The organism is Helicobacter brantae (genome assembly GCF_003364205.1).
Classification (GTDB): Bacteria; Campylobacterota; Campylobacteria; order Campylobacterales; family Helicobacteraceae; genus Helicobacter_G; species Helicobacter_G brantae.
In genome coordinates this window covers 21046-46768 of sequence record NZ_NXLV01000009.1, presented here as the reverse complement: position 1 = coordinate 46768, position 25723 = coordinate 21046, and the positions used below count along the sequence as shown (strand labels likewise).

At 38.5% G+C, this 25723-nt stretch carries 22 protein-coding genes, 1 tRNA gene and 1 CRISPR repeat array; of the genes, 6 read left to right on the top strand and 17 right to left on the bottom strand.

Annotated elements, in window-relative coordinates; genetic code table 11:
• Positions 1–2 precede the first annotated feature (2 nt).
• Together dksA and CQA58_RS05605 are read left to right on the top strand one after the other, a co-directional pair.
• Positions 3–356: an RNA polymerase-binding protein DksA gene (dksA, locus tag CQA58_RS05610; protein WP_115569743.1), complete on the top strand. Its 354-nt coding sequence runs from the start codon at positions 3–5 to the stop codon at positions 354–356.
• Positions 357–365: 9 nt separating this feature from the next.
• A complete protein-coding gene (locus CQA58_RS05605) occupies positions 366–1364 on the top strand; it encodes a hypothetical protein (protein WP_115569742.1) in 999 nt (332 codons plus the stop codon).
• Here CQA58_RS05605 and CQA58_RS05600 read toward each other — a convergent pair.
• The 9 genes from CQA58_RS05600 to ppk1 all read right to left on the bottom strand — a co-directional run bounded on the left by CQA58_RS05600 (position 1365) and on the right by ppk1 (position 9881).
• A tRNA-Pro gene (locus tag CQA58_RS05600) sits at positions 1365–1442 on the bottom strand. It abuts the gene before it with no gap.
• Between the two features lie 52 nt (positions 1443–1494).
• A complete protein-coding gene (locus tag CQA58_RS05595; RefSeq protein WP_115569741.1) occupies positions 1495–2151 on the bottom strand; it encodes a YggS family pyridoxal phosphate-dependent enzyme in 657 nt (218 codons plus the stop codon).
• Positions 2152–2161: 10 nt separating this feature from the next.
• Complete coding sequence (gene rseP / locus CQA58_RS05590; RefSeq protein WP_115569740.1) at positions 2162–3211, bottom strand: RIP metalloprotease RseP; 1050 nt, start codon at positions 3209–3211, stop codon at positions 2162–2164.
• Entirely contained in the window at positions 3212–3739 is a 528-nt protein-coding gene (pgsA, locus tag CQA58_RS05585; protein WP_115569739.1) for a CDP-diacylglycerol--glycerol-3-phosphate 3-phosphatidyltransferase, read from the bottom strand. It abuts the gene before it with no gap.
• 8 nt (positions 3740–3747) lie between these two features.
• The gene (locus tag CQA58_RS05580; RefSeq protein ID WP_115569761.1) at positions 3748–4518 is read right to left on the bottom strand and encodes an enoyl-ACP reductase; all 771 of its coding nucleotides are present in this window, start codon (positions 4516–4518) and stop codon (positions 3748–3750) included.
• 8 nt (positions 4519–4526) lie between these two features.
• Positions 4527–5408: a 4-hydroxy-tetrahydrodipicolinate synthase gene (gene dapA, locus CQA58_RS05575; RefSeq protein ID WP_115569738.1), complete on the bottom strand. Its 882-nt coding sequence runs from the start codon at positions 5406–5408 to the stop codon at positions 4527–4529.
• 3 nt (positions 5409–5411) lie between these two features.
• A complete protein-coding gene (locus CQA58_RS05570; RefSeq protein ID WP_245942779.1) occupies positions 5412–6791 on the bottom strand; it encodes a M16 family metallopeptidase in 1380 nt (459 codons plus the stop codon).
• Positions 6791–7837: a quinone-dependent dihydroorotate dehydrogenase gene (locus tag CQA58_RS05565; protein WP_115569737.1), complete on the bottom strand. Its 1047-nt coding sequence runs from the start codon at positions 7835–7837 to the stop codon at positions 6791–6793. The genes CQA58_RS05570 and CQA58_RS05565 overlap by 1 nt, the downstream gene beginning before the upstream one ends.
• Before the next feature lie 46 nt (positions 7838–7883).
• Positions 7884–9881 (bottom strand): polyphosphate kinase 1, encoded by a 1998-nt coding sequence (gene ppk1, locus CQA58_RS05560; protein WP_115569736.1) that lies wholly within the window; start codon positions 9879–9881, stop codon positions 7884–7886.
• Between the two features lie 133 nt (positions 9882–10014).
• Here ppk1 and CQA58_RS05555 point away from each other — a divergent pair, with 133 nt between their 5' ends.
• Positions 10015–10587 (top strand): outer membrane beta-barrel protein, encoded by a 573-nt coding sequence (locus CQA58_RS05555; RefSeq protein ID WP_115569735.1) that lies wholly within the window; start codon positions 10015–10017, stop codon positions 10585–10587.
• A 27-nt stretch (positions 10588–10614) separates the two neighbouring features.
• On the opposite strand, the gene CQA58_RS05550 is transcribed toward CQA58_RS05555, so the two are convergent.
• From CQA58_RS05550 to tig, 5 genes are read right to left on the bottom strand one after another with little or no spacing between them, the layout of a single operon-like run.
• Positions 10615–12120 (bottom strand): YifB family Mg chelatase-like AAA ATPase, encoded by a 1506-nt coding sequence (locus CQA58_RS05550; RefSeq protein WP_115569734.1) that lies wholly within the window; start codon positions 12118–12120, stop codon positions 10615–10617.
• Complete coding sequence (def, locus tag CQA58_RS05545; protein ID WP_115569733.1) at positions 12117–12638, bottom strand: peptide deformylase; 522 nt, start codon at positions 12636–12638, stop codon at positions 12117–12119. The genes CQA58_RS05550 and def overlap by 4 nt, the downstream gene beginning before the upstream one ends.
• Entirely contained in the window at positions 12635–13690 is a 1056-nt protein-coding gene (locus CQA58_RS05540) for a hypothetical protein (RefSeq protein WP_115569732.1), read from the bottom strand. Before CQA58_RS05540 ends, def begins: the two co-directional genes overlap by 4 nt.
• A complete protein-coding gene (gene clpP, locus CQA58_RS05535) occupies positions 13690–14283 on the bottom strand; it encodes an ATP-dependent Clp endopeptidase proteolytic subunit ClpP (protein ID WP_115569731.1) in 594 nt (197 codons plus the stop codon). The genes CQA58_RS05540 and clpP overlap by 1 nt, the downstream gene beginning before the upstream one ends.
• Positions 14283–15710 (bottom strand): trigger factor, encoded by a 1428-nt coding sequence (tig, locus tag CQA58_RS05530; protein ID WP_115569730.1) that lies wholly within the window; start codon positions 15708–15710, stop codon positions 14283–14285. The genes clpP and tig overlap by 1 nt, the downstream gene beginning before the upstream one ends.
• 139 nt (positions 15711–15849) lie before the next feature.
• Between tig and fliI the strand changes: the two genes are divergently transcribed.
• The 3 genes from fliI (at position 15850) to CQA58_RS05515 (ending at position 19393) form a co-directional block, all read left to right on the top strand.
• The gene (gene fliI / locus CQA58_RS05525) at positions 15850–17151 is read left to right on the top strand and encodes a flagellar protein export ATPase FliI (protein ID WP_115569729.1); all 1302 of its coding nucleotides are present in this window, start codon (positions 15850–15852) and stop codon (positions 17149–17151) included.
• 93 nt (positions 17152–17244) lie between these two features.
• Positions 17245–18402, top strand: a complete 1158-nt coding sequence (locus CQA58_RS05520) for a NifS family cysteine desulfurase (RefSeq protein ID WP_115569728.1) — start codon at positions 17245–17247, stop codon at positions 18400–18402.
• 10 nt (positions 18403–18412) lie between these two features.
• Entirely contained in the window at positions 18413–19393 is a 981-nt protein-coding gene (locus CQA58_RS05515) for an iron-sulfur cluster assembly scaffold protein (protein WP_115569727.1), read from the top strand.
• Between the two features lie 151 nt (positions 19394–19544).
• A CRISPR array of direct repeats spans positions 19545–21229; the repeat unit is 36 nt; unit sequence GTTTTAGCCACTTCAAAAATCTATCTATGCTAAAAT.
• A gap of 138 nt (positions 21230–21367) precedes the next feature.
• Here CQA58_RS05515 and cas2 read toward each other — a convergent pair.
• The 3 genes from cas2 to cas9 are packed head-to-tail and all read right to left on the bottom strand — an operon-like array spanning position 21368 to position 25680.
• Complete coding sequence (gene cas2 / locus CQA58_RS05510; protein WP_245942778.1) at positions 21368–21676, bottom strand: CRISPR-associated endonuclease Cas2; 309 nt, start codon at positions 21674–21676, stop codon at positions 21368–21370.
• Positions 21654–22586, bottom strand: a complete 933-nt coding sequence (cas1, locus tag CQA58_RS05505; protein ID WP_115569725.1) for a type II CRISPR-associated endonuclease Cas1 — start codon at positions 22584–22586, stop codon at positions 21654–21656. The genes cas2 and cas1 overlap by 23 nt, the downstream gene beginning before the upstream one ends.
• Positions 22579–25680, bottom strand: a complete 3102-nt coding sequence (cas9, locus tag CQA58_RS05500; protein WP_115569724.1) for a type II CRISPR RNA-guided endonuclease Cas9 — start codon at positions 25678–25680, stop codon at positions 22579–22581. Before cas9 ends, cas1 begins: the two co-directional genes overlap by 8 nt.
• Positions 25681–25723 lie beyond the last annotated feature (43 nt).

Genomic DNA, 25723 nt, shown 5'->3' with positions numbered 1-25723 from the left:
AAATGAATGAAAAAATCCTAGAAAAATTTCAAAAAATTTTGGAAGACAGAAGAGAGGTTTTACACGCTCATATCCACACAGCCAACAACTCAATCACAGAGATTCACAACCAATCTCTAAGCGATCACGCTGATTTTACTTCAGCCAACTCTCAAGGAATGCTCAATACCTCAATTCTTCAGCAATACGAAAATGAGCTTAAAGATATCGCACTCTCACTTGAAAAAATCAAAAATAAAACCTTTGGAATCTGTCAGATGTGTGGAGATGAGATTGATGAGGCAAGACTAGAGATTAAACCTCACGCAAGGTATTGTATCATCTGCCGAGAGATTTATGAAAAAAGCCAAAACTAAGGAGAGAAAATGAAAGTCAAATACTATTTTGTGTTTTTTATCGTTTTTGTGATTGTGTTTTGTGGAGGGTTTTATACCCTTAGCAGTGGAGGGAGTGATATTACGCTCTCTTTGGGGCAAACTAGTCTAACTTTGCATTCTGTGGTATGGCTAGGTGTGGGAATTGGCATATTTTTTGTCTTTACGCTTTTGTTTTTTGTGGGGAATTGGTTTTCAAGATTTAGCAACTCTTACAAAAACGACAGGGATTATGAAAATCTTATCAATCAAATCTACTCTCAAATTCTTAAGCACCCAATCCCTCACCACACTTTCAAAACCCCCATTTTCCAAACCCTCTCAAAAGTCCTCTCTAGAGTTTCTCTCCACCCCAACACCTCAAGTGAGGAATCTCAAAACAAAAAAATCGACACTCTCTTTGCTGAACTCCTAGAGCTTCAAAAAGGTGGAGTAATCAAGCTTGACTTCCCCAAAGATTCAGAGTTTTGGGATAAAAATATCATCAACAAAATCAAATCCGATCTTAAATTTGCTATTAAAGTTTTAGAGGGGGATTATCACACCGATATCAAAGAGAGAGCGATTGATGAGCTAGTGGAAAACAATTTGGTAGATGAAAAAATTATCCATAAATTCCTCTCTGCTCACCCCAATCCTGAATTGGCAAAACACTTGCTTTATGCTTTGAATAAAAAGGGCTATAAGCTTGGAGCAAAAGAGATTTTTGAACTCCTAGCCCTTATAGATGTGGATAGCAAAGAGTATTTTCACTTGGCTCAAAAACTCAAATCCCAACTTGAGCCTGATGTATGCATTGATATTTTCTCTCGCCTATCAATGCAAAAAGAGAAGGCAAGAGAAGCATATGTGTTTGTTTTGCTTGATTACTCAATGATAGAGAAAGCCATAGAGGTTCTTAATGATTATGAAGATTTAACTTTGCCAAAGGCGTTTATCGAACTCAAAAAAATGGGGAAAAATTATCCATTGGAGAAATTCTTTGAATAATGGTCGGAGTAGCGGGATTCAAACCCACGACCTCACCCACCCCAAGGGTGCGCGCTAATCAGGCTGCGCCATACTCCGATAAGTTGCAAAAGCGTTATTATACTTGATTTTTTGAAATTTTATGACTTTTTTATCTCTCAAATAATGCAGAGCCGATTCTTAGCAAGTTTGCACCACAAGAAATAGCAAGTTCATAGTCCCCACTCATTCCCATTGAGAGAGTTTTGGCATTGGGGAGAGAGTCGAAAATCTCTTTTGTAACCTCAAAACTTTTGATGATTTTGCTTTTATCCTCGCTATGAGCTCCGATACTCATCACTCCCTCTAGCATTAGATTGGGACAGCTCTCTTGGATTGATAAATACACTTCTTTTGCCTCTTCTATACTCACTCCACTTTTGCTCTCCTCTCTTGAAGAGTTGATTTGAAGCAATGCCCTCTGAGTTTTGCCCTCACGCTCTAGGCGTTGCTGAAAAGAGTGAGCGAGTTTAAGGCTATCAATAGAATGGATAAGAGCTGGGGAGAGAGAAATGATAGTGTTAATCTTGTTTTCTTGAATCGTGCCGATAAGATGCCACTCTAAGGGATAACTTTCTAGCTCTAAAGATTTGGCTTTGAGATCTTGAACTTTGTTTTCTCCAAAAGCCCTCTGCCCTCCCTCATACAGCTCAATGATTTGAGAGATATCCCAATACTTTGAGACAGCCACAAGCTTGATAACTTGGTGGCGAGAGTAGGCAATACGAGCCTTTTCAATCTTGGCTATCACTTCTTGCAAATGATTCATTTAATCCTCCTTAGAGCAAAATACGATGCAAATCATTATAAAGTCCTAGAAGCATAAGCCCCAATAATACTGCCCACCCTCCGATAGTGAGATAGTAGAGCATATTTACACTTGGGGGCTTTCTAGTAACCATTTCATAGAGATTGAAGAGGATATGCCCCCCATCAAGGGCAGGGATTGGCAAAAGATTGAGAACCCCAAGATTGATAGAAATCAATGCCACAAGCAAAGCAAAGCTTATCCACCCACTCTCACTTGCTTTATGCATCACTTGCACGATTGATACTACCCCTCCCACTTCACTTGTAGGCACAACCCCAACGATAAGTTTCTTTATCCCCTCTACAATCAAGGTGCTATTTTCATAAGTGCTGATTGCCCCATTTTTGAGTGCTTCAAGCACACCAAAATGCATACTTCCAAACTCTCCTTTTGCACCCACTCCGATGACATAGTGCTTTTTGCTCTCTCCAAAGATATTTTTGCCCTCAACCTCTTTGCTTTGAAGTGAAAAAGAAAGAATTTGATTCTCTCTTTTAACCTGCAAAGATAGAGAGGGGGAAGAAGCGATGATTTCTGCCATCTCTCTCCAAGTCCTCATCTTCTCTCCATTGATTGAGAGGATTTGATCTCCACTTTTTAGTCCAACCTCACTTGCAGGATAGCCCTCTTTGATCTCTCCTAAGATTGGCAAAAGCACTTGTTTGTCTCCAAAAGATAGGCTTGAATAGATAAAAAAAGCTAAAAGGATATTAAAAAGTGGCCCAGCCAAAAGGATACAAATCCTCTGCCAAGGAGCTTTGGAAGTGTAGCTATCAGTATCACTGCTTTGCTCTAATGGATCGCTATCATTTTGCCCTTTCATCTTGACATATCCGCCTAGAGGGATAAGAGAGAGGGTGTATTGTGTGCCTTTGTAGGTTTTGGCTATGAGCTTTTTGCCAAAGCCGATACTAAAAACTTCAACCTTCACCCCAAAAGCTCTAGCGACTAGAAAATGCCCTAATTCGTGAAAAAAGATAAGAAAAGAGAGGGCTAAAAGCGAGAGAGCAAGACTCATCTAAAAACTCTTAAGATATTTTCTAACATAATCAAAGCCTGAAATGATTGTCAAAGCCACAGCAAACCAAAGAAAAAATTGATTCCAAAAATTAGGCAAGACATTGGCGATCAGACACCCTATCGCCCAATATTGTGCCACCGACTTAATCTTGCCCATCATATTTGCAGCGATACTCACTCCTGAGTTTGCCACCACCACTCTAAGCCCTGTGATAAAAAACTCACGAGAAAAGATCAAAAACACTGCCCAAGGATTGGCAATCTTTACCACAATCAAGGCTATAAAAGCCCCTAAAACTAGCATTTTATCAGCTAAAGGATCAAAGACTTCTCCAAAGCGGCTTTGAAGTGCATAACGCCTTGCAATGAAGCCATCTAAAAAATCCGTCATACTTGCCACAAAAAACATTCCACACGCCAAAAATCTTATATAAGGACTTTGCATATCTGCATACAAAATCACAGCCATCACCAAAATGGCTAGAAAGATACGAAAAATCGTTAGAGTATTGGGAATGTTTTTCATCACGATTCTTATCTAAAGGTTGTTCCACCATCAATCACGATTGTCTGACCTGTGAGCCAACCACTTTGAGAATCATCACAAAGGAAATAACAAGCCCCTGCCAAATCTTCAGGTTTTCCCATTCTCTTAAGTGGAGATTCTTCTTCTACTTTTGCTTTGACTTCATCATAATCAGGGAAAGCTCTAAGTGCGTCAGTATCGATTGGCCCACCACTCACAGCATTAACTCGGATTCCAAACTCTCCTAACTCAGTAGCAGCGTATTTCACCATTGTTTCAACTGCATTTTTGCTATTTCCGTGTCCTGCATAGTTTGGCATATACACTAGATTTCCTGTGGAGCTTAGAGATACGATTGCTCCACCACCAACCTCTTTCATTCTCTTAGCCGCCTCTTGTGCTCCTACGACAAAAGCCAAAACCGTGGCTGTATAGATATTGTTTAATCCCTTTGGTTTAAGTCGCATAAAGGGAGCAAAGCCTCCTACTACGCTTCTACCATAAATGATTGCATTGCTTACAAAGAAATCTACACGATCAAATTCTTTGTCAATCTCTTCAAAAAGAGAGATATATTGCTCTGGCTCTAGGACATTGAGAGGATAATATCTTGCTTTGATTCCATACTTGCTCTCTACATCTTGGGCAATTTTTTGTGCCTCTTCTTCGTTTTTGTTGTAAGTGAAAGCCACATTCACTCCCTCTTGTGCAAAGCGATATAAAATTGCCTTACCAATCCCTCTTGTTGCTCCACTGATAACTAAAGTTTTGCCTTTCATTGTTTCACTCATTTTAACACCTCGTATTTTTCTAAAGTTTTTTCTAGCAATGCAATATTCTCTTTTTTCATCTCCACTAATGGAAGTCGAAATTCAAGAGTTTCTAACAATCCACTCAAATACATTGCTGTTTTTATCGGAGATGGATTTGTTTCGCAAAATAATACCTTATTGATCTCATAAAGTTGCGTATTAATTTCTCGACTTTTCTTAAAATCTCCATTTAATGCACTATGAGTAAGTTCTGCAATCTTATTGGGCAAAAGATTTCCTGTAACTGAAGTTACAGCACTCCCTCCACTTGCTAAGATTGGGAAATTGAGTGCATCATCTCCACTTGCGATAATTGCCTTAGGATTGCTTGCTTGCAAAGCCACCACTCTCTCCAAACTCCCTGCTGCTTCTTTGATCCCATAAATATTTGGCACTTGCTCAAAAAGTCGCAATGCTGTTGAAATCTCAATGCTTACCCCTGTCCTACTAGGGACATTATAGAGCATTAGAGGAATTTCAATAGAGTTTGCCACAGCTTTGTAATGCTCAAAAAGCCCATCTTGGGTAGGTTTATTGTAGTAGGGAGTTACACAAAGCACTGCATCTGCTCCTACTTTTTGTGCAAATTGAGCTAACTCTATGGCTTCTTTTGTGGAGTTGCTTCCTGCACCTGCTAAGACTTTTGTCCCACTTCCATGGCAAGTCTTGACTGCCACTTCAATGCATTCCATATGTTCTTGATGAGTAAGAGTGGCTGATTCCCCTGTCGTACCCACAGGCAAACACGCATCCATTCCATAGCGAATTTGCCTTTGAATCAATCTCTCAAAAGTTGCATAATCTACTTTTCCATTTTTAAAGGGCGTGATTAACGCACTCATTGCACCCACAACCATAGCCTACCTCCTCAAAATCGCTGAAGTTGCACTCTCACTCACAAAGTATTTCTTTGCTACCTCAATCACATCTTGAAGCTTGAGAGAATCAAGGTTTTTTTCATATTCCAAAAGTGGCTTAATATCCCCTTTGGCTAGATAATCCCCAAAGAGTGATGCCACACTTGAAGCATCTTCAAGACTATAAATAAAGCTTGATTTGATATTGATTTTTGCTTTATCTAGCATTGCTTGAGTGATTTTGCCTTCTCTAAAATCATTGATGATTTTTTGCAATGATTCTTGAAGTTGCTCAGCTTTAATTCCTTTATTTCCTGCTAGGATAAAGAGAAATACCCCCTCATCTCTCATATCCATTGCATAAGAATATACCTCTGAAGCAATGCGTTGTTTATCAACAAGCTCAGCTTGGAGTATCGCACTTTTTCCTCCACTCAAAAGCTCTCCGATCACTCCCAAAGCGACTTGATCTTTGCTTTGGAAATTGGGGATTTTATATCCTAGTGCAAAATACTCAATCTGCGTGTCTTTTTTGATCTCAATATGCCTTGCACCATCTTGCTTAGGCTCAATTGTATAAACGCTTGGAATCTCTCCCTCTCTATTAGCAATAGAGCCAAAATATCTTTGTGCTGAAGCAAACACAACTTCAGGCTCTACATCTCCTGATACGACAATGATTGCGTTTTTGGGTTGGTAGTAGAGATTGTGAAATGCTCTAATATCCTCAATCTTCCAATTTTTGATATCGTCCATAAACCCAATAGGTGTCCAATGATAGGGATGATAGATATAAGCAGTGTTAAAAAACCTAAAATAGAGATAGCCAATAGGAGAATTATCAGTTCTCCATCTTCGCTCTTCAGCCACAACTTCACGCTCAGGCTGAAACTCTGCATTATCAAGCTTGAGATTTTGCAAAAGTTCTGAGAAAAGCTCTAAGGACTTATCCAAATTTTGCACACTTGATTTGACAAAATATCGCGTATAGTCAAACCCAGTAGAAGCGTTTGTCAATCCTCCAAACTTCTTAACAATCTCATCAAACTCTCCTGCTTTGAGATTTTTGGTGGATTTGAAATTGAGATGCTCTAGCATATGAGCAATCCCACTTTTTCCCATCACTTCATTGCGACTTCCCACTTTGTAAAACACATTGGTTTCAATCACGCCACTTTGATTTTTAATAGGGATTACAACGACCTCTAGTCCATTGCTGAGAGTTTTTGTAAAATATTGGGGTAATAATGATTGCTTTTTCACTTCTTCTACCTTGTTTTGTTGATCTAGAGAGGGGGTTTGCTCTTGGGGTTGAGGAGAGATGAAGCTATCTTCAGCTCCCAAAAAGGCACAAACCATCAAGAAAAATACTGCTTTTTTCATCATCTGATATCTACTCCGATTGCTTCTGAAATATGATTATATCCATCTTGTCTCAAAAGATTGGCTATTTCTTTATTGATTTTCTTACATACGCTTGGACCCTCAAAAATCATTGCTGAATAGACTTCTACCAAAGTCGCTCCCATTTTGATACGACTATATGCCTCTTCTCCATCAAAGATTCCTCCCACAGCTACCAAAGTCGCTTTGCCAAAGAAGGCTTTGGAAATCTCATAGAAAGCCTCTCTGCTCTTATTTCTCAATGCCCTACCACTAATCCCTCCGATATTTTTAGGGGATCGCAAAAGTGAGTAATCCATCGTTGTATTTGTCGCGACGATTCCATTTGCACCCCCACTGATTGCACTCTCACAGACTTTGAGTGTTTGCTCAATCACATTATCAGGGCAAACTTTGAGAAACAAAGGTTTGTCTGTATGGCTTCTTGCCATAGAAAAAAGCTCTTTGACAAAGCTTTCATTTTGCAAATCCCTAAGGTTTGGGGTATTGGGAGAAGAAACATTAAAGACATAAAAATCTCCCAAATCTTTGAAAACTTTGAGATTTTCTTCATAGTTTTTGAGTGCATCTTCTGCAGTTTTGTTTTTGCCTAAATTGATAGCTATGGGGATTTGAAATGGATAGATTTTCTTCACTCTCTCAGCGATTTTCACAGCTCCATCGTTATTGAATCCCATTGCATTTTGGATACTCTCTTCTTGCACAAAGCGAAAGATTCTAGGTTTGGGATTGCCCTCTTGGGGATAGAGTGTCGTGCTTCCTGCCTCAATAAACCCAAACCCCATCAAAGCAAGTCCCTCAATCATCGTGGCGTTTTTATCAAACCCTGCTGCAAGTCCCACAGGATTGTAAAATCGCATTCCCAACACCTCTTGAGAGAGACATTCATCAAAATAGCAAAATTGATTTGCCAAAAAGTCATTGACCAAAGGCAGGGGAGCAAAATGCTTCAAGCAAAACTCAACGATATGATGATCGACTTCAGGATCAAGTTTGAAGATGACATTTCTTAGATACCGATACACTGATACACTCCACTAATTTTTATTGTAATTTTAATTCAAAACTTTTTTATATTGTTTGAAATTTGAGATTTTCACATTCATTTTGAGAATTTTCTCCATCACCCAAAACCTTACAATACTCTCCACTCTCTAGCAATTCATACGCTCCATCACTATCACTAAGCTGAAGTTTGAGGATTTTTAGCAATCTCAAAGAGAGTTGAATATCTTGCACAGGGATAAGAAGCTCCACTCTTCGCTCCAAATTTCTGCTCATCATATCTGCACTAGAGAAATACACCCCTCCGTGTTTAAAGTAATAAATCCTTGCGTGCTCTAAGTATTTTCCTATGATTGAAATCACTCTAATGTTCTCACTCATTCCCTCTATGCAAGGCTTAAGAGAGCAAATCCCTCGCACGATTAAGAAGATTCTAACCCCTGCATTTGAAGCTTCATAGAGTGCATCAATGATTTGAGGATCAACTAAGGCATTCATTTTCATAATAATTTCCCCCTCACTTCCCCTCTCTTTCTCTGCTTCAATCAAAGAGAGGATTTGGGGTTTGATTTGAGCTGGTGCCATCATAATGGTATTGAGCTTGGTTTGATTAGAAAGCCCTGTGGAGAGAGAGTGGAAAAACTTAATCGCATCACTTACAAGCTCACTTTTGGAGCTAAGGAGCGAAATATCTGTATAGACTTTTGAGCTTTGGATATTGTAGTTTCCACTACTAATATGCACATAGCCTTTGATACTTTGGGTTTTTGTCTTTTTAAGCACCAAAGCGATTTTGGCATGCACTTTTAATCCCACAGCTCCATAGACTACGTGAGCCCCTGCATTTTCCAATGCCCTTACCCAACCCAGATTGTTTTCTTCATCAAATCTAGCTTTGAGTTCCACTACGACATTGACTTGCTTATGTGCTGCTGCCTCTATGAGAGATTGAATAATAGGAGAGTCTTTACCCACTCGATAAAGTGTCATTTTGATAGACACCACATCAGGATCTCGACTTGCTTGTTGGATAAATCTCACCACAGGATCAAAGCTCTCATAAGGGTGGAAAAGCATCACTTCTTGAAGATCTAGCACTTCAAAGAGATTGGCATTTTTTAGAATTTCAGGCACTTTGGGTTGGTAGTGAGGGTGTCGCAAATGAGGATAATTGCGATGAGAGACAATCTCCCATAGTGCTCCAAGATTGAGAGGGAGGCGATATTGATAAATATCATCATTTGCCAAAGCAATATGGGTTTGCAAAAACTCCACTAGGCTTTGATCTTGATTCCTTCCTACTTGCAAACGCACAATCTCTCCCTTTCTCCTTGCCTTTAATCCCTCATTTAAAAGCTCAATGAAATCATCTGCTTCCTCTTCTTCAATCTCAAAATCTGCATTTCTTGTGATTCTAAATGGGCACCAAGAAATCACTTCAAATCCCTCAAATACCCTTCCTGCAAACTCCCCCACAATGCTTTCACACAATACAAACACACCCTCTCTCACCTCCACAAATCGTGGGAAAAATCGTGGAATCCTAATGAGGGCAAAGCGAATGTCTTGAGGATTTTGCATATTTTTGAGTTTGAGAATGATTCCAAAACTTAGATTGTTGAAATGAGGAAATGGGTGGATCATATCCACGACAATGGGGACAATCACAGGATAGAGATTTTCAAAAAAATACCTTTTGGCTCTTATCTTGTCTTCATCTTGCAAATCAGAGTATGAAAGAATTTCAATCCCCTCAGCATTGAGTGCTTCTAGGATTGAGAAAAAACTTCTCTCTAGCTCTTGTTTTTGGTGTCTGAGTGTTTTTCTAATCGCCTCTAGCTGTTGCAATGGTGTCATTTTATCAGCCCCCACTCTAGCTATCCCTTTTTGGTAGAGCTTTTTCAATCCTGCTACCCTAATCATATAAAATTCATCAAGATTGATTCCATAAATTGCAATAAACTTCAATCGCTCCAAAATCGGTAGATTGGTGTTTTGACTCTGAAGCAAAACACGATGATTGAATTTGAGCCAAGAGAGCTCACGATTAAAATATTTTTGCATTTGACTATCCCTAAATTTAAAAAATCTAAAACCCAAACAAGAATTTTACAAAATTAAAATAATAAAAGAAAAATACGATATTATAGTAATGACTTCATTTTTAAAGTCAGACTTTTTTAAGTAGGAGAATGAGATGAAAAAGAAAATGCTTGCGATGCTTCTTGCATGTAGCTCTGTTTTTGCTTTTGATATAGGAGTTTTCACGATTGATACTGAGATTGGTGGAAATGTTAATTATTCACAATTCAAGCTCAATGTTGATGGTGAGGGAGATTTCAAAAATGATAAAAAGCTCACTTATGGTGCTTATGGGCGTGTATGGCTAGGTGCTATGGGGATTTTGGTTGCTCCACAAGTCAAATGGGAATATCTCAAAAGTGATTTGAAAGTTGATGGAGATAAAACTCTAGATTTCACACTCCAAAATATGCAATATGGTGGTGTGCTTGGATACAGAATCCCCCTTATCAATCTCACCCCTTATGTAGGAGTAAGCTACTCTCAATTCATCGGTGGTGATATTGTAGGGATAAAACCCAAAGATACTTATGCAATCAACTTTGGTGCAATGTGGAAGATTCCTTTTGTGCCTATCAGTCTAGGCTTTGATGGAAGTTATCAAAAACCAAAAATGAAAGCAAATGATCGAGGCGTAAAAGATCTTGAAATCCTTAATCTTGGTGCAACAGTGGGGATCATTTTCTAATCCTTATGGCTCTTTTGAGCCATAGTTTTATCTTCTTCTATATCCAAATGCTTCAATCAAATGTGATTTTGAAATTTTCTCACTTCCCTCTAAATCCGCAATCGTTCTAGCCACTTTTTTGACTTTTTGCACGCCTCTTTGACTTAGCCCAAACTTCTCACGCATTTTGATAATCAAATCCTCACACTCATTCTCTAAAATGCAAAATTGCTCTACTTCTCTCTCGCTCATTTTGCCATTGAGTGCTGTTTGTCCTCTGCTCTTCTGTCTTCTAAAAGCCTCAAAGACTCTCTCTTGCATTTCCTTAGAGCTCATTCCTTTGGTATTATCCACCCCCTCATTCATCTGCACAAAGAGATCAATCCTATCCCAAAAAGGCTCTGAAATTTTATTGCGATAGGCTGAAATCTCTCTATCTTGACATCTACACTCTTTGCTTAGGCTAAGCAAATTACCACAAGGACAAGGATTTTGAGCCGAGATGAAAAGAAAGGAAGTGTCATATTCAATCTTGCTATGCACTCTTGAGATAACCAAAACATTGTTTTCAAGTGGCTCTCTTAGGGATTCTAAAATATCTTTTTTGAAATGAGGTAATTCATCAAAAAACAAAATCCCCCTATGAGCCAAAGCAATTTCCCCTATCTTTGCCTCTGTGCTTGTAGCAGAGCCTAAAATGCTTGATTTTGAAGCACTTTGATGAGGATTTCTAAAGGGGCGAAGTGGAGAGTAATCAATCTTTTGATTTCCCAAAGCCTGAATCTTGGCACACTCTATCATCTCCTCTAGTGTCATTGGGGGCAGGATATAGGGTAACCTTTTGGCTATCATACTCTTCCCACACCCCGGACTCCCCTCAAGCAAGAGATTGTGAAACCCTGAGGCAGAGATGAGTGAAGCTCTTTTGGCAACTTCTTGTCCTATCACATCAGCAAAATCAAGCTTAAAATCTTGAAGATAATAATACTTCTCTCCCATAAGCTCAAAAGATTGGAATCCCACACTTCCTTTTGGATAAGGCTCTCTCTCCTCTTGAGTATTGATAAGCTCAAGGGCTTCTGAAAGATTTGCAACAAAATAAAGTGAGATATTGGGTATCAAAGAGAAAATTTCTTCCCCGCCCTTTGGCAAAATTACATTTGCCTTTGGTTCTTGGAGTGCAATCTGCAAAAGAAGGGGATAGATACTCTCTTGGTGTTTCAAGCTCCCATCAAGTCCTAGCTCTCCAAAAGCAAACCACTTTTTTTGCAAAATACTCTTTTGCAAAGCTCCCAAAAGTGCGATAGGCAAATCAAAATGACTTCCACTTTTGGGCAAGTCTGCAGGAGAGAGATTGAGAACAAAACGCATTGGAGGAAGAGAGAGATTGCAAGATTGTAGAGCTGATTGCACTCGGTGTTTGGCTTCTTGGATAGAGTGATTGGCAAGCCCTGAGATTTGAAAACTAGGCAAACCTCGATTAAAGCTCCCCTCCACAGCAACGATTTTTGCACCATTCCCATAGCGTGTGGCACAAAAAATCGTATTTGTCATCTCTTCCCCTTAGCCCTCTGCTCTCTTTTGAATTCTTTTTCAAACTTTTTTCGCTTCATCATTGAAAGCCGATCCACAAACAAAACCCCATCTAAATGATCCATCTCGTGCTGAATAGCCACAGCTAGATAGCCTTGAGCGTGAAGTGTTTGGGGATTGCCAAAGCGATCTTGATAAGAGATTTCCACTTCATCAAACCTCATCACATCTTCATAAAAGTTTGGCACTGAAAGACAGCCTTCGGTGAAAAAAATTTCCCCCTCTTTTTTGAGTATCTTTGGATTAATAATCTCTAGCAAATCCTCTTTGTATTGCTTTTTGTCTTCTCTTGGGATATTGATGATAAGGATTCTTTTGGCTTCTCCCACTTGAATCCCTGCTAGTCCAACCCCCTCACGACTAAGCATTGTCTCATACATATCTTCAAGCAAATTATGGAGTTTTTCATCAAAGCTCACAACCTCACTAGAGCGTTGTTTGAGTTGAGGATTGGGGTAAGAGAGGATAGGGAGTATCACTCACCCTCTCCACTCTGAACTTCTTCTTGACTTGGAGAAGTAACTTGCTGATACACCTCGCAATCAGCTTGATGATCAAATGCTTCTTCACAAGAGCTAATAGCATAGGAGATTTCATCTATTAGCTCACTAGATTCATTGACGACATACACTCCAGAACAAAACTCCAATGAAGTTTGCTCTCCCTCAAAAAATAGATTAGTTTCTTTGGCAAGATGAGAGATTTTTTTGACTTTTTCTAGCACTTTTTCACTATCTATGTATTTATATAGCACGACAAATTTTCCACTTCCAAAGTAGCACAAAATCTCATCATTATTGATATGCTCACTCAAAATCTTTGACATTGTTTTAAGTGATACTCTTACAAAATCCTTGTCTTTGAGACTCTCTAAAAATCTCTTAGAGAGACTATAAGCCACAAATGCATAAGAGCAACCAATCTGATCTAAAATCTTTTTTTCTTTTTCACAGACAGAGAGGAAGTATTTTTTGTTATAAACTCCATATTGCGTATCATAAATGGCGTTTTTATTGACATTTTCAATATTGACAACGATTTTTTCAAATGCCCTCTTCATCTCTACAATTTGAGTTTCCATTGTGTGCTGTAAGTTGTCAAACTCTTGAAAACACAACCCAATAGCACTCTTAAATGCCACAGGATTTTCAATCCTAGAAATCTCTTCAGCTTTTCTTTTGAGGGCATTGTGGGCAAATACGACACTTTGATAAATCTCTTTTGTGATTTCTAAAACATCTCGCACATTTTTAATCCCACTTTTTGCCTCTGATTCAAAGTTGAGCAAACGATCTTTGTGGCTTAGAGCAATTCCTGCTTTTTGCTCAACCAAGTGCTTAAACTCCTCACTCTCATCAGCAATGATTTGCTCAAACACACTCTCAAAACTATCAGGAAAAATAGGAATATCTTGCTTTTCAAGCTGAGAGATAACATCTCTTGCGATTTTTGTTGTCTTGGCAGAAAGTGCCTCAACCTTATCTCCCTTTTTAACTCCCCCACTAAAATTTATGACACCTTTATCTTCCATCACTCACCTACTTGATTTTTTTCTAATACCTTATCAATGATTCCATACTCTTGAGCTTCTTTGGCACTCATAAAAAAATCTCTCTCTGTATCTTGAGCAATTTTTGAAATATCTTGCCCTGTATTACTTGCCAAAATCTCATTAAGTGTAGCTTTTAGTCGCAAAATCTCTTGGGCTTGGATAGCAATATCAGTGGCTTGTCCTTTTGCCCCTCCAAGAGGTTGATGAATCATAATGCGACTATTGGGAAGTGAAAATCTTTTTCCCTTTGCTCCACAGCTAAGCAAAAATGCTCCCATAGAAGCAGCTTGTCCGATACAAATCGTGCAAACTTCAGGACGCACATAGTTCATCGTATCATAAATACTCATTCCACTTGTAATCACTCCACCAGGGGAGTTGATATAGAGATAAATATCTTTTTGAGGATCTTCAGCTTCTAGGAAAAGAAGTTGAGCTACGATTGAGGAAGCAAGTTCATCGTGAATCTCCCCACTAAGCAAAATGATGCGATCTTTGAGGAGGCGAGAGTAAATATCATAACTCCTCTCTCCTCTCCCTGTTTTTTCAATCACATAAGGGATATAGCTCATTATTTATCTTCCTTTTTTGCTGTTGTTTTCTTAGCAGGAGCTTTTTTGGGTTTTTCTTCTCCCTCTTTTGGCTCTTTTGTGGCTTTTGTTGTTTTTGGCTTCTCAGCCTTCTCAGAGCCTTTTGAAGCACTTGAAGTGTTGTTTTTCTCATCTAGGAGCATTGTGAGGATTCTATCCTCTAGCATTGCCATTTTTACAGCAGGTAAGAGATTTTGCTTTTGATAAAACTCCAAAGTCGCCTTAGGGTTTTGTCCTGCCATCATCGCCTCATAGTAAAGTGCTTGGATCACTTCATTATCTTGCACTTGCACTCCGTATTCTTTAGAAGCACTATCGACAATAAATGTGATTCTCACACTCTTTTGAGCCTCACTCTCTAGCTCTTTTCTTTTTTCTTCAATGGCTTTGCTGTCATTTTGGAATTTCTCAAACTCTTCTTGAGTGAGAGTTCTAGCATAGTTGTTGAGCAAAATATTCATCTCTTGCTCTACAATCAAATCAGGCAAATCAAACTTAATAGTTTCCAAAATATTATCCACTAGCTTTGGCTTAAGCTCTTCATTGTAGAGTTTTACTCTTGCTTCATTTTGGAGTTGGAGCTTGATTTGATCTTTGAGAGTTTGAAGAGTTGCGTCAGCTTGATTGAGGATTTTCTTTGCAAACTCATCATCTAGCTTACTCTCTCCTTTGACTTTAATTGCATTAAGCTTGATTTTGAATGTAGCTTCTTTCCCTGCCAAATCTTTGGCTTGATAATCTTGTGGGAAAGTTACCTTGATATCTTTCTCCTCTCCCTTTTTCATACCGATAAGTTGATCTTCAAAACCTGCGATGAATTGTTTGCTTCCAATAAGCAGATCAAAACCTTCAGCCTTTCCTCCCTCAAATGCTTTATCTCCGATAAACCCTTCAAAGTCGATATTTGCTGTATCGCCCTCAGCTAGTTTTGCTGTTGCTTTGGCTTCTACAAGTGGAGTTTGAGATTTTGCGATTTCATCAAGTCGCTCATCAATCTCTTTAAGACTTGGTTCTTTGACTTTCACTTCAGGCACACAAGACTTGAGTTTAGAGAGATCCACTTTTGGAGCTAGAGAGATTTTGAACTCTACATCAATCTCCTCACCTTTTCTCTCAAATTTTGTAATCGCGGGATTCCCCAAAACATCTTTTTGCTCGATCTTAAGATCTTTGAGTGCTTGTTGGAAACTCTCTCTTACTGCCTCTTGCTCGACTTCTTGCTGAATTTGTTTCGCATATCTTTGCTTAACAATACTTACAGGAGCCTTACCCTTTCTAAAGCCGTGAATATTTACATTCTTGGCAAATTGCTGTGTGATTGCTTGAGATTTCTTATCTACAAGCTCTGCAGAAATTGTGCTACTTGCAATAGCATTAGCGTCATTAACGCGTTGTGTCTTTAAACTCATATTCTTCCCTTAAAATAGTAGATTGAAGTATAATTTGCTAATTCTAACAAAAATAATTTTAAAACCAAGAAAAAATTTTGGATTTTGGTTTTCTCATTTTAAAATAAGAGCAAAAATTATATATAAATAAGGAAGTATTATGCCCTTTGAACAAATACGCCAAAAACTCAAATCCCCCTCACACCTCTCTCCTACATTTGGGATACTCTCTAGCGTTACCCCTACCCTTCTTGTCGGAGAGGGGCTAAATCCAAGTGTGGGCGATGTGGTAGAAATCCATAATGAGCTTGGAGAAAAAAGTTTGGGTATCGTTACCACATCACATAATCAATCTTTTTCTATCACTCCTTTTTCTTTCGTAGAAGGGCATAAAAGTGGAGATAAAGTCTATCTCAATAAAAGTGGATTGCAAATCCCTGTGGGAAAAGACTTGCTAGGGCGAGTGATTAACCCTCTAGGAGAGCCACTTGATGGCAAACCTCCTTTTATCCACACCACTCACACTCCTATCATCAAACCCCCTACAAGTGCAATGCAGAGGGGAATCATCGATGAAGTCTTTAGTGTAGGGGTGAAAAGTATTGATGGGCTTCTCACAGCAGGGAAAGGACAAAAGCTAGGAATCTTTGCAGGAAGTGGCGTGGGGAAATCTACTCTTATGGGAATGATTGTGCGAGGAGCAAAAGCACCTATTAAAGTCATCGCCCTCATTGGAGAGAGAGGAAGAGAAGTGCCAGAGTTTATCCACAAAAATCTCAAAGGAGATTTGAGCGATACGATTTTGGTGGTGGCTACAAGCGATGATTCTCCATTGATGAGAAAATATGGGGCTTTTAGTGCGATGGCGATTGCTGAATATTTTCAAGATGAGGGATATGATGTGCTTTTTATGATGGATTCTCTCACACGCTTTGCAATGGCTCAAAGAGAGATAGGACTAGCCCTAGGTGAGCCACCTACTACAAAAGGTTATCCACCCTCCACTCTCACCCTCTTGCCTCAACTTATGGAGAGAGCAGGGAAAAAGGAGGGCAAAGGAGCAATCACAGCCTTTTTCACCGTGCTTGTTGAGGGAGATGATCTCAGCGATCCCATAGCTGATCAAAGCCGAAGTATATTAGATGGACATATCGTGCTAAGTCGAGAGATGACAGACTTTGGAATCTACCCACCTATCAATATCATCAACTCTGCCTCAAGGGTAAGCAATGAGATTACAGATAGTGAGCAAAAGAGGGCTTCTCAAAAATTTAGACGCCTTTATTCAATGCTCAAAGAAAACGAGGTGCTTATCCGAATCGGAGCTTATCAGTCAGGAAGTGATTTTGAGCTTGATGAAGCTATCGGCAAAAAAGAGTGGATAGAGGATTTTCTCAAACAAGATGAGCAAGAATTGTGGGAATTTGATACAACCAAGGCAAAACTTTTGGAAATTTTGTAATTTTTTGATTTTTCATTGTTTTTTTGTGATATAACGCCCCCACTTGAAGTTTTTATGGCAAATAAAAATTTTCTGAGAAATAAAGGATAGAAAATGCAAGCGTATTTAGATAATAATGCAACGACAATGATTGACCCAAAGGTGCTAGAGCTTATGCAACCCTATCTCACAGAGAAATATGGTAATCCAAGCTCATTGCATAAATTTGGGACAGAGACTCACCCTGCAATCTCTGAGGCAATCGACAAACTTTATGCAGGAATTGGAGCAAAAGATGAAGATGATGTCATCGTTACTTCTTGCTCTACTGAATCAAACAATTGGGTGCTTAAGGGAGTGTATTTTGATGAGATTTTGGGTAAAGGCAAAAACCATATCATCACCACAGAGGTTGAACACCCTGCTGTAAGAAGCACTTGTGCGTTTTTGGAGAGTTTGGGAGTAGAGGTAACTTATCTTCCTGTCAATGAGGATATTAGAGTTACAGCCTCTCAAGTGAGAGAAGCAATCACAGATAAAACTGCATTAGTAAGCGTAATGTGGGCAAATAATGAAACAGGAGTGATTTTCCCAATTGAGGAGATTGGAGAGGTTTGCAAAGAGAGAGGTGTGCTATTTCATACAGACGCCGTTCAAGCTATCGGAAAGATCCCCGTAGATGTTATCAAGGCAAAAGTAGATTTCCTTAGCTTCTCAGCTCACAAATTCCACGGCCCCAAAGGGATTGGGGGACTCTATATTAGAAAAGGAGTGAAACTCACTCCACTCTTCCACGGAGGGGAGCATATGGGAGGAAGAAGAAGTGGGACACTCAATGTGCCTTATATCGTAGGAATGGGAGAAGCTATGGCACTCGCTCAAAAGGGGCTAATCTATGAAGATACAGAGGTTAGACGCCTAAGGGATAAGCTAGAAGATGCGATTTTGCAAAATGAAGAAATCCTAGTAGTAGGCAAAAAAGAGCTAAAAGTCCCCAATACAATTCTTACAAGTGTGAGAGGGATTGAGGGAGAGGCAATGCTATGGGATCTCAACAAAGCAGGGATTGCAGCCTCCACAGGAAGTGCGTGTGCAAGTGAGGATTTGGAAGCCAACCCTGTAATGGCAGCGATTGGGGCAGACAAAGAACTTGCTCATACAGCGATTAGATTCTCTCTTTCACGATTTAATACTGAAGCAGAGATTGATTATGTGATTGAAGTGTTTAACAAATCAATTAAAAGACTTAGAGAAATTTCATCAACTTACTAAAGGATAAACAATGGCAAAAAATGATCTTATCGGTGGGGCATTGTGGGATGCCTACTCAAACAAAGTTGCTCAAAGAATGGATAATCCTACTCATCTAGGAGTCCTCACAGAAGAAGATGCAAAAGCTCACAATGCTAAGCTTATCGTAGCGGACTATGGGGCTGAATCTTGTGGAGATGCTGTAAGGCTGTATTGGCTAGTTGATGAGAATGATACAATCATTCAAGGAAGATTCAAAAGCTTTGGCTGTGGGACAGCGATTGCTAGTAGTGATATGATGGTGGAGCTATGTATCGGCAAAAAAGTGCAAGATGCAGTAAAAATCACAAATATTGATGTAGAAAAAGCTCTTAGAGATGATCCTGATACTCCTGCTGTGCCAGGGCAAAAAATGCACTGCTCTGTAATGGCTTATGATGTCATCAAAAAGGCTGCTTCAATCTATCTAGGCAAAGATATGGAAGATTTTGAAGATGAAATCATTGTGTGTGAGTGTGCAAGAGTGAGCCTAAGCACGATCAAAGAAGTTATCAAAATCAACGACTTAAAAACCGTGGAAGAAATCACAAACTACACCAAAGCAGGGGCATTTTGTAAAAGCTGTGTCAAACCAGGGGGGCATGAGAAGAGGGATTATTATCTAGTAGATATTCTTAGAGATACACGCCTTGAAATGGAAGCTGAAGCCCTCAAAGACAAGGCTCAAAAAACTCAAATCGGAGAACTTCCATTCTCAGAGATGACAATCGCACAAAAAACAAAAGCGATTGATAGAACGATTGATGAGCATATCCGCCCAATGCTAATGATGGATGGAGGGGATTTGGAAATCATCGACATTCAAAACAGCTCTGATGGATATACTGATGTTTTCATTCGCTATATGGGAGCGTGTCATGGATGTGCTTCTGCTAGCACAGGCACACTCTATGCAATCGAGAACACACTTCAAGAACACCTCAATCCTCAAATCCGAGTCTTGCCTGTATAACCCTCACATAAAAAAAAAAGGGGGGGGGGGGGTAGGCTTATTTGAAAACCTTGTCTATGCCAAAATGCAAGAACTAGAAAAAAGAATACCAAAAGCTTCAAAAATCTATCTATGCTAAAATCTTTTTAACAAAGAGGAGTGCCTTATAGGAGTTTTAGCCACTTCAAAAATCTATCTATGCTAAAATTAGCCTTGTTTTGAGGAGCGACGAAGCTCAGTTTTAGCCACTTCAAAAATCTATCTATGCTAAAATTTAAGAGCTTCTCTGACATCTTGTTGTAGTGTTTTAGCCACTTCAAAAATCTATCTATGCTAAAATTGAAACACACGAAACAATAATTTATCCAAAGTTTTAGCCACTTCAAAAATCTATCTATGCTAAAATTCCACTTTTGGAACAGACGGCAAGGGCGTTGTTTTAGCCACTTCAAAAATCTATCTATGCTAAAATATATAGAGAATCTAGGGTGTTTAGGTATAGGTTTTAGCCACTTCAAAAATCTATCTATGCTAAAATCAACTACCATAATGATTTGCACCCAATCATGTTTTAGCCACTTCAAAAATCTATCTATGCTAAAATCTTAAATCTCAAATAGGGTGCTATTTTGTAGTTTTAGCCACTTCAAAAATCTATCTATGCTAAAATTATCCTGCATTTATAGCGACGATAACCATAGTTTTAGCCACTTCAAAAATCTATCTATGCTAAAATTAAACAGAATAACGGATTACCATTATCGCTGTTTTAGCCACTTCAAAAATCTATCTATGCTAAAATCTCGGTTATAAGAGCATATTCACACAAAAAGTTTTAGCCACTTCAAAAATCTATCTATGCTAAAATCATAGCTATTAACTGCACCTCAACTTGACGGTTTTAGCCACTTCAAAAATCTATCTATGCTAAAATCGTGTATTCTCTCTAAATGAGCTTTGTATTGTTTTAGCCACTTCAAAAATCTATCTATGCTAAAATTCTAGCTTTGGCATTGTGAGGAGTAGCAAGGTTTTAGCCACTTCAAAAATCTATCTATGCTAAAATATCTCTATAAAAAGAGTATTGAGAATGCTGTTTTAGCCACTTCAAAAATCTATCTATGCTAAAATTGTCTTGAAGTTGAGGGGGTCTAAGATATTGTTTTAGCCACTTCAAAAATCTATCTATGCTAAAATTTATTATTATCTACTACTACCCTATCTCTAGTTTTAGCCACTTCAAAAATCTATCTATGCTAAAATAAAAAGTTTTTGTGGGAGATACACACCAATGTTTTAGCCACTTCAAAAATCTATCTATGCTAAAATCAAAAGAAGTGATAGAATCAGAGCCTCGTGGTTTTAGCCACTTCAAAAATCTATCTATGCTAAAATGGGGCGGACTGACGCCCATCTTTTAATCAAGTTTTAGCCACTTCAAAAATCTATCTATGCTAAAATTGGTGTGGGGAGTATTACTTGTTGTAGGGTGTTTTAGCCACTTCAAAAATCTATCTATGCTAAAATGCTCTATTAAGTGCGATAAATGAGAGATTTGTTTTAGCCACTTCAAAAATCTATCTATGCTAAAATTTCCCACCCCCACCACAAAGGGCGAACCCTGTTTTAGCCACTTCAAAAATCTATCTATGCTAAAATAACAATGTATTAAAGCGTGAGAAAAACGCCGTTTTAGCCACTTCAAAAATCTATCTATGCTAAAATAACCACAGATGGGAAACTATCAGTGAATGAGTTTTAGCCACTTCAAAAATCTATCTATGCTAAAATACAATTCTTTGTTAGAATTGCAGTGTAAATGTTTTAGCCACTTCAAAAATCTATCTATGCTAAAATAGATTCTTTGAAAAATCTCTTGACAAGGGGATTAGAGAATAGATATAATGTCGAAATATAGATTTTTGAAGTGGCTAAAATAAAGAGTTTTTCGGTATCTCTGTGGGGTAACTGCCTAGCATCCCCAAAAAACCGAATCTAAAAAAGTGTAAGCTGTTGGGGCTTACGAGCTTTTTCTGTCTCACTTTCTTTCCCAAGCAAGAGCTTCATATTGTCAAATTGTCTTTCTGTGATCATCATCGCTCTGATATGTCCCTTCTTTGGCAAAATCAGCTCCAATCTCTCCAAATAATTATTTGCACTCTTCAATCCCTTGCATACTCTGACATAGACAGAGAATTGAAGCATAAAATACCCTTCTTTGATTAAGTTTTGTCTAAATTTTGTGTTCGCTTTTCTATCCTCTTTTGTCTTTGTGGGCATATCAAACATCACTAATACTCTCATATACCTCTCTTCCATTGCTTACCTCATCTAAAATTGGCAAACTCACCTCATCATCAATTTGGCAGATATAGCGTGATAAGCTCCAAATGCTTCGAGTGATTGCACGATAAAGAGGATAGATTTTCCCCTCCAAAGCCACGCAAGTATGCAAAAGATTGACAAGCTCCAATCTATGATGAAGCTCAAGTTCATCTCCCAAATCCAAAGACAAAACCTTGTTATCTACATAAGGGCGATAAGGCTCTATCAAATCATCAGCAAGATTAAAAGGGTTAAATTGATTGGCGTGAAAGATGCCGAGTGAGGGGAGAAGTCCTGAACCTACAATATTTCTCACCACCACGCTTCTTACAATAGCATAGCCATAGTTTAGAGCTGAGTTTATGGGGTGATTCTCATTCCTTGCAAATCCCTTCCCAAATAAAGCAGGAAAATAGAGCATTGAGGCTTTGGCTTCGTTGTTTGAGGCATCATTGAGATGAACGCTTTTACTAAGTGCTTCTAGTTTTTTGGCTACTTGGGTTTGATTTTGAAGTTTTAAGAGTTGGGATTGATTGGAGATTTTTGCTTTGATAATCTTTTGCCACAAAACCGACTTTCTTTGTTTGCTTAGATTGATTTGATGTTGCAGTATTTGAGAGTTGCGATAGTGAGACAAATAGGGCAAAAAATTCCCACTTGGCAGATGAGATTCATCACAGACAAAAAGCAAAATTTTGTATTTTGCTATTGCATTTAGCACACTAGAGCTAAGCGTGATTTGGGGTGTATCAATAATGATTGTAGAGATATCTTTGAGGGGAAGGGAAACTTCTCCTCTCTCTTGAGAGGAGATGATAAGATTTTTGCTTCTATGGGAGAGCTTAGCAGGGGTGCTTAAGAAAAGCACTCTAAAAGATTCATCAAACATTTTTTGGAGAGGTTTTGAGCCTAATTGTCTGACGCTTGGAAGGTTTGCACTCTTTTATCTCTCCCAAAGGAGAGACTTGGACTTTCTGAAAGACTTTTAAAGTTTGGATTCCACAATTTGTTCGAGAAAATTGTGGAATCTGTGTCTTTTTATCTATATCTGTAAAAAACTTTCTCTCATCTTCTGAAGCAAACTCAAACCCACTATGATGATAAAAATTCATACTTGCTGTTGCCACTCCTGTCCCTGTATAAATCGCTATTATGGGGTTTTGCATACCTTTTGCTTGGATTTTGACATAATCGTTTTTAAATAAAGAGAAGCAAAACTCATACTCATCGCTCATCTCTAGCCAATCCTTGATAATATTTCCATTCTTGCCCGTGACAATAGCCTTGTTTGGAAGTCTTCCTATTGCAAAATCATAAGTGTAGATTGGCACTGCATAAAAACCTCCCTTGGCTTTATTTTTGAAAACATCTACTCTCACCATTTCTCCATTTTCTACAAGCCCGCCATTAATCTCTCTGACTTTGCCAAACTCAATAGCCTTTTTTACCCCCTCTTCTCCTCCAAAGCTTTGATAAAAATGTTCTCTTGGATAGATAGTCTCCTTATGCAATGCCCCTGTTACCTTGTGTGATGGAGCGTGGGATACAAAAATCTCTGAAATGCTCTCTAAAATGTTTTTTGAAAAATCTCCCATAGGATAACGCAATGCTAGTTTTGTCTTGTATTCTGCTTCATTAAGCTGTTGGACTTTGTATTCTAAATCTTTATAGCTCAATTCTTTTTCTTTAAGATAATTGCTAAACTTTTGTATCGTGCCATCATTGATACAAGAGATAATGATTGCATCTTGTGCGTGATGAAGATGATGTTCTCTACTCTTGCCACTTATCCCCCAATACGCCCTCATCGCTGTTGTCAAAGAGCCTGATACAATCCTCACTCTTCTTGCTCTGCCCTCAAGAGGCAAAAACTCTAGGTTCTCTTCCACATAGCGACTTACCACTCTTGAGATATATCCTGTATCCACTAGATTTCTAGCCAAAAACTCTGCTCTCTCTCCCACATTTCTATCTTTGAAATTTTTAGAGATAAGTCGTCCTTTCTTGTTTCTGTCAAACTTTGTGCTAAATACCCTTGCGACAAACTCCTGCCATTTTGTCTCATCTTCTCCCAAATACTCATAAGGAGTTCTATTTTTCTTTTGTGCGTTTTCACTTTTTAGACATAAAACTTTGTTTGCTTGAGAATCATCAAGACTTCTGCTAAGTGGGAAGATATGATCTATATCAAGAGAAGCTTCATCTCTCAAATGCTCTTTTGTGATTTTTTTACCACTATAAATACATCTCTCTCCTTGTAAAATCCATAGCTTGAGCTTAAGAATATTCTTGGCATTTTCACTCAATCCATACTCTTTGACTAAGCTTAAGGCTTGGAGATTTAAATCCTTATTGCTCTCTTGCTCTTTTTTTATCTTAACTCTCTCTAAAAAGCTTCGCCCAACTTGCCGTGTAAGCTCAATATTGAAAAAATGAAATCCTCCATATTGCTCTATGAGTGCATTGACAATCTTTCTAAACTCACTCAATGCACGATTGACAACAGGATTGGCTATATCAAAGTAGCTATCTTCTTTTGCAAGCTCTTGGAGTGGTGGAAGTAAATGACTTTTTTCTGATTTCTTGATAGGCAAATCTCCTTGCTTTTGTAAAATCTCTACAGCTTCATCATAGCGTTTCCCCTCTTCCATTAGTGGGAGGAGAAAATAGAGTGCCTTTAGAGAAAGATTAAGGTGCTTGGAGAATTTCAAATTTGCTTCTTTGATTCTTGTTATCTCTTCAGCAGAGAAACTTTCTTTTTCCAACTTTGCTTGGATTCTTTCCCAATTTTTCTCTTCTCCCAAAATTTCAGCGATTTTGTCTTGTCTTTGAAGTGGGATATTGGGATTTGCTTTTAGTAGTTCATGAGTAGATTTCAACTCAAAAAATTTTGCATTTTCTGCCTTATCTTTGCTGTAATCTAGCTCTTTGAAAGCAAAAGTTTGAGGTAAATTTAGGATTTTTCTCAAATCCGCATAGCTCACACCACTCTTTTTCTCCATAGCTTTAGCAAGGATTTGAGAGATGATAGCCCTTTTGTCTTCCCACAAGATTCCACAAGTATTGGTGATGTATGCAAGAGTATTGATGATTTTTGTAAGAGCGACAAACCTCTCTGCACTTGGAGAATCTTTGCAAGAGCGATTTTCATTTTTGAAAAACTGACATTTTCCTATCTTGTCCTCAAAGCTTTTAAGAGGGCGTTGAAAAAATACAAGCCCTTCAGCTTCCTTTTTCTTGATTGCACTCTTATCTCCTAAAAGCATTCTTTTGAAGTCATCATTGACATAAGGGTTGCCAAGTTTCTTTTGGGTATCCAAAATTATCTCAAGCTCTTCTCTTAGCTCACTTCTTCCCACACATCTCTTATAATCCCCATCTTGATTTCTCACGCTCTCCATTTGCCCCACCACCCCCTCTCGTGGCTTTTGATAGTAGCTTTGATACATCATCTCTCCGATTGTTTTGTATCCTTTTTGCACTAGCATTGCTTGATTTTCTTGGATTGCTTTAATCACCTTTCCCCCTTCTTTGTCATCAAGCCCATAGGTGATGTCATCATATCCTCTGCGTTTAGCAATATGCAAAATCACTCTTGCCAACTCTCTTGGAGCAAGACAGCGACAAAGTGCCTCACTTCTAAGCTCCCAAGGAGAGACAAAGTCCTTGCTTGTCTGAAACATAGGGGACAGCTTCTCTCCTCCAAGCATTTCCTCAAGAGGTATCTTTAGTATTTGTGAGAGATAAGATTTAACCTGCAAAATCCTTCCCTTTTTTCTTGCATTGCGTCTTCGACTGCTTCTCGCCTCTCTTCTTGGTAAAGCTAAAGATTTTCCATCTTTTGGATTCTCTGCTGTTCTAAATATTCTTACTCCACTCTTAATAATCTTTTTTGACTCAAGATTACCATTTTCCATTTTTCCCTCAATCACTGCCCAGCCGATACTTGAAATTCCAATATCTATACCCAAAGTCCGAATCATTTTTTCATTCCTATATTTTTAGTATGTATAAGTGATTATCTTA

What these genes read in the sequence shown, in the direction of transcription:
- dksA (WP_115569743.1), top strand. Translation starts at nt 3, where the DNA reads ATGAATGAAAAAATCCTAGAAAAATTTCAAAAAATTTTGGAAGACAGA.
- CQA58_RS05605 (WP_115569742.1), top strand. Translation starts at nt 366, where the DNA reads ATGAAAGTCAAATACTATTTTGTGTTTTTTATCGTTTTTGTGATTGTG.
- CQA58_RS05595 (WP_115569741.1), bottom strand. Translation starts at nt 2,151, where the DNA reads ATGAATCATTTGCAAGAAGTGATAGCCAAGATTGAAAAGGCTCGTATT.
- rseP (WP_115569740.1), bottom strand. Translation starts at nt 3,211, where the DNA reads ATGAGTCTTGCTCTCTCGCTTTTAGCCCTCTCTTTTCTTATCTTTTTT.
- pgsA (WP_115569739.1), bottom strand. Translation starts at nt 3,739, where the DNA reads ATGAAAAACATTCCCAATACTCTAACGATTTTTCGTATCTTTCTAGCC.
- CQA58_RS05580 (WP_115569761.1), bottom strand. Translation starts at nt 4,518, where the DNA reads ATGAAAGGCAAAACTTTAGTTATCAGTGGAGCAACAAGAGGGATTGGT.
- dapA (WP_115569738.1), bottom strand. Translation starts at nt 5,408, where the DNA reads ATGGTTGTGGGTGCAATGAGTGCGTTAATCACGCCCTTTAAAAATGGA.
- CQA58_RS05570 (WP_245942779.1), bottom strand. Translation starts at nt 6,791, where the DNA reads ATGAAAAAAGCAGTATTTTTCTTGATGGTTTGTGCCTTTTTGGGAGCT.
- ppk1 (WP_115569736.1), bottom strand. Translation starts at nt 9,881, where the DNA reads ATGCAAAAATATTTTAATCGTGAGCTCTCTTGGCTCAAATTCAATCAT.
- CQA58_RS05555 (WP_115569735.1), top strand. Translation starts at nt 10,015, where the DNA reads ATGAAAAAGAAAATGCTTGCGATGCTTCTTGCATGTAGCTCTGTTTTT.
- CQA58_RS05550 (WP_115569734.1), bottom strand. Translation starts at nt 12,120, where the DNA reads ATGACAAATACGATTTTTTGTGCCACACGCTATGGGAATGGTGCAAAA.
- CQA58_RS05540 (WP_115569732.1), bottom strand. Translation starts at nt 13,690, where the DNA reads ATGGAAGATAAAGGTGTCATAAATTTTAGTGGGGGAGTTAAAAAGGGA.
- clpP (WP_115569731.1), bottom strand. Translation starts at nt 14,283, where the DNA reads ATGAGCTATATCCCTTATGTGATTGAAAAAACAGGGAGAGGAGAGAGG.
- tig (WP_115569730.1), bottom strand. Translation starts at nt 15,710, where the DNA reads ATGAGTTTAAAGACACAACGCGTTAATGACGCTAATGCTATTGCAAGT.
- fliI (WP_115569729.1), top strand. Translation starts at nt 15,850, where the DNA reads ATGCCCTTTGAACAAATACGCCAAAAACTCAAATCCCCCTCACACCTC.
- CQA58_RS05520 (WP_115569728.1), top strand. Translation starts at nt 17,245, where the DNA reads ATGCAAGCGTATTTAGATAATAATGCAACGACAATGATTGACCCAAAG.
- CQA58_RS05515 (WP_115569727.1), top strand. Translation starts at nt 18,413, where the DNA reads ATGGCAAAAAATGATCTTATCGGTGGGGCATTGTGGGATGCCTACTCA.
- cas2 (WP_245942778.1), bottom strand. Translation starts at nt 21,676, where the DNA reads ATGAGAGTATTAGTGATGTTTGATATGCCCACAAAGACAAAAGAGGAT.
- cas1 (WP_115569725.1), bottom strand. Translation starts at nt 22,586, where the DNA reads ATGTTTGATGAATCTTTTAGAGTGCTTTTCTTAAGCACCCCTGCTAAG.
- cas9 (WP_115569724.1), bottom strand. Translation starts at nt 25,680, where the DNA reads ATGATTCGGACTTTGGGTATAGATATTGGAATTTCAAGTATCGGCTGG.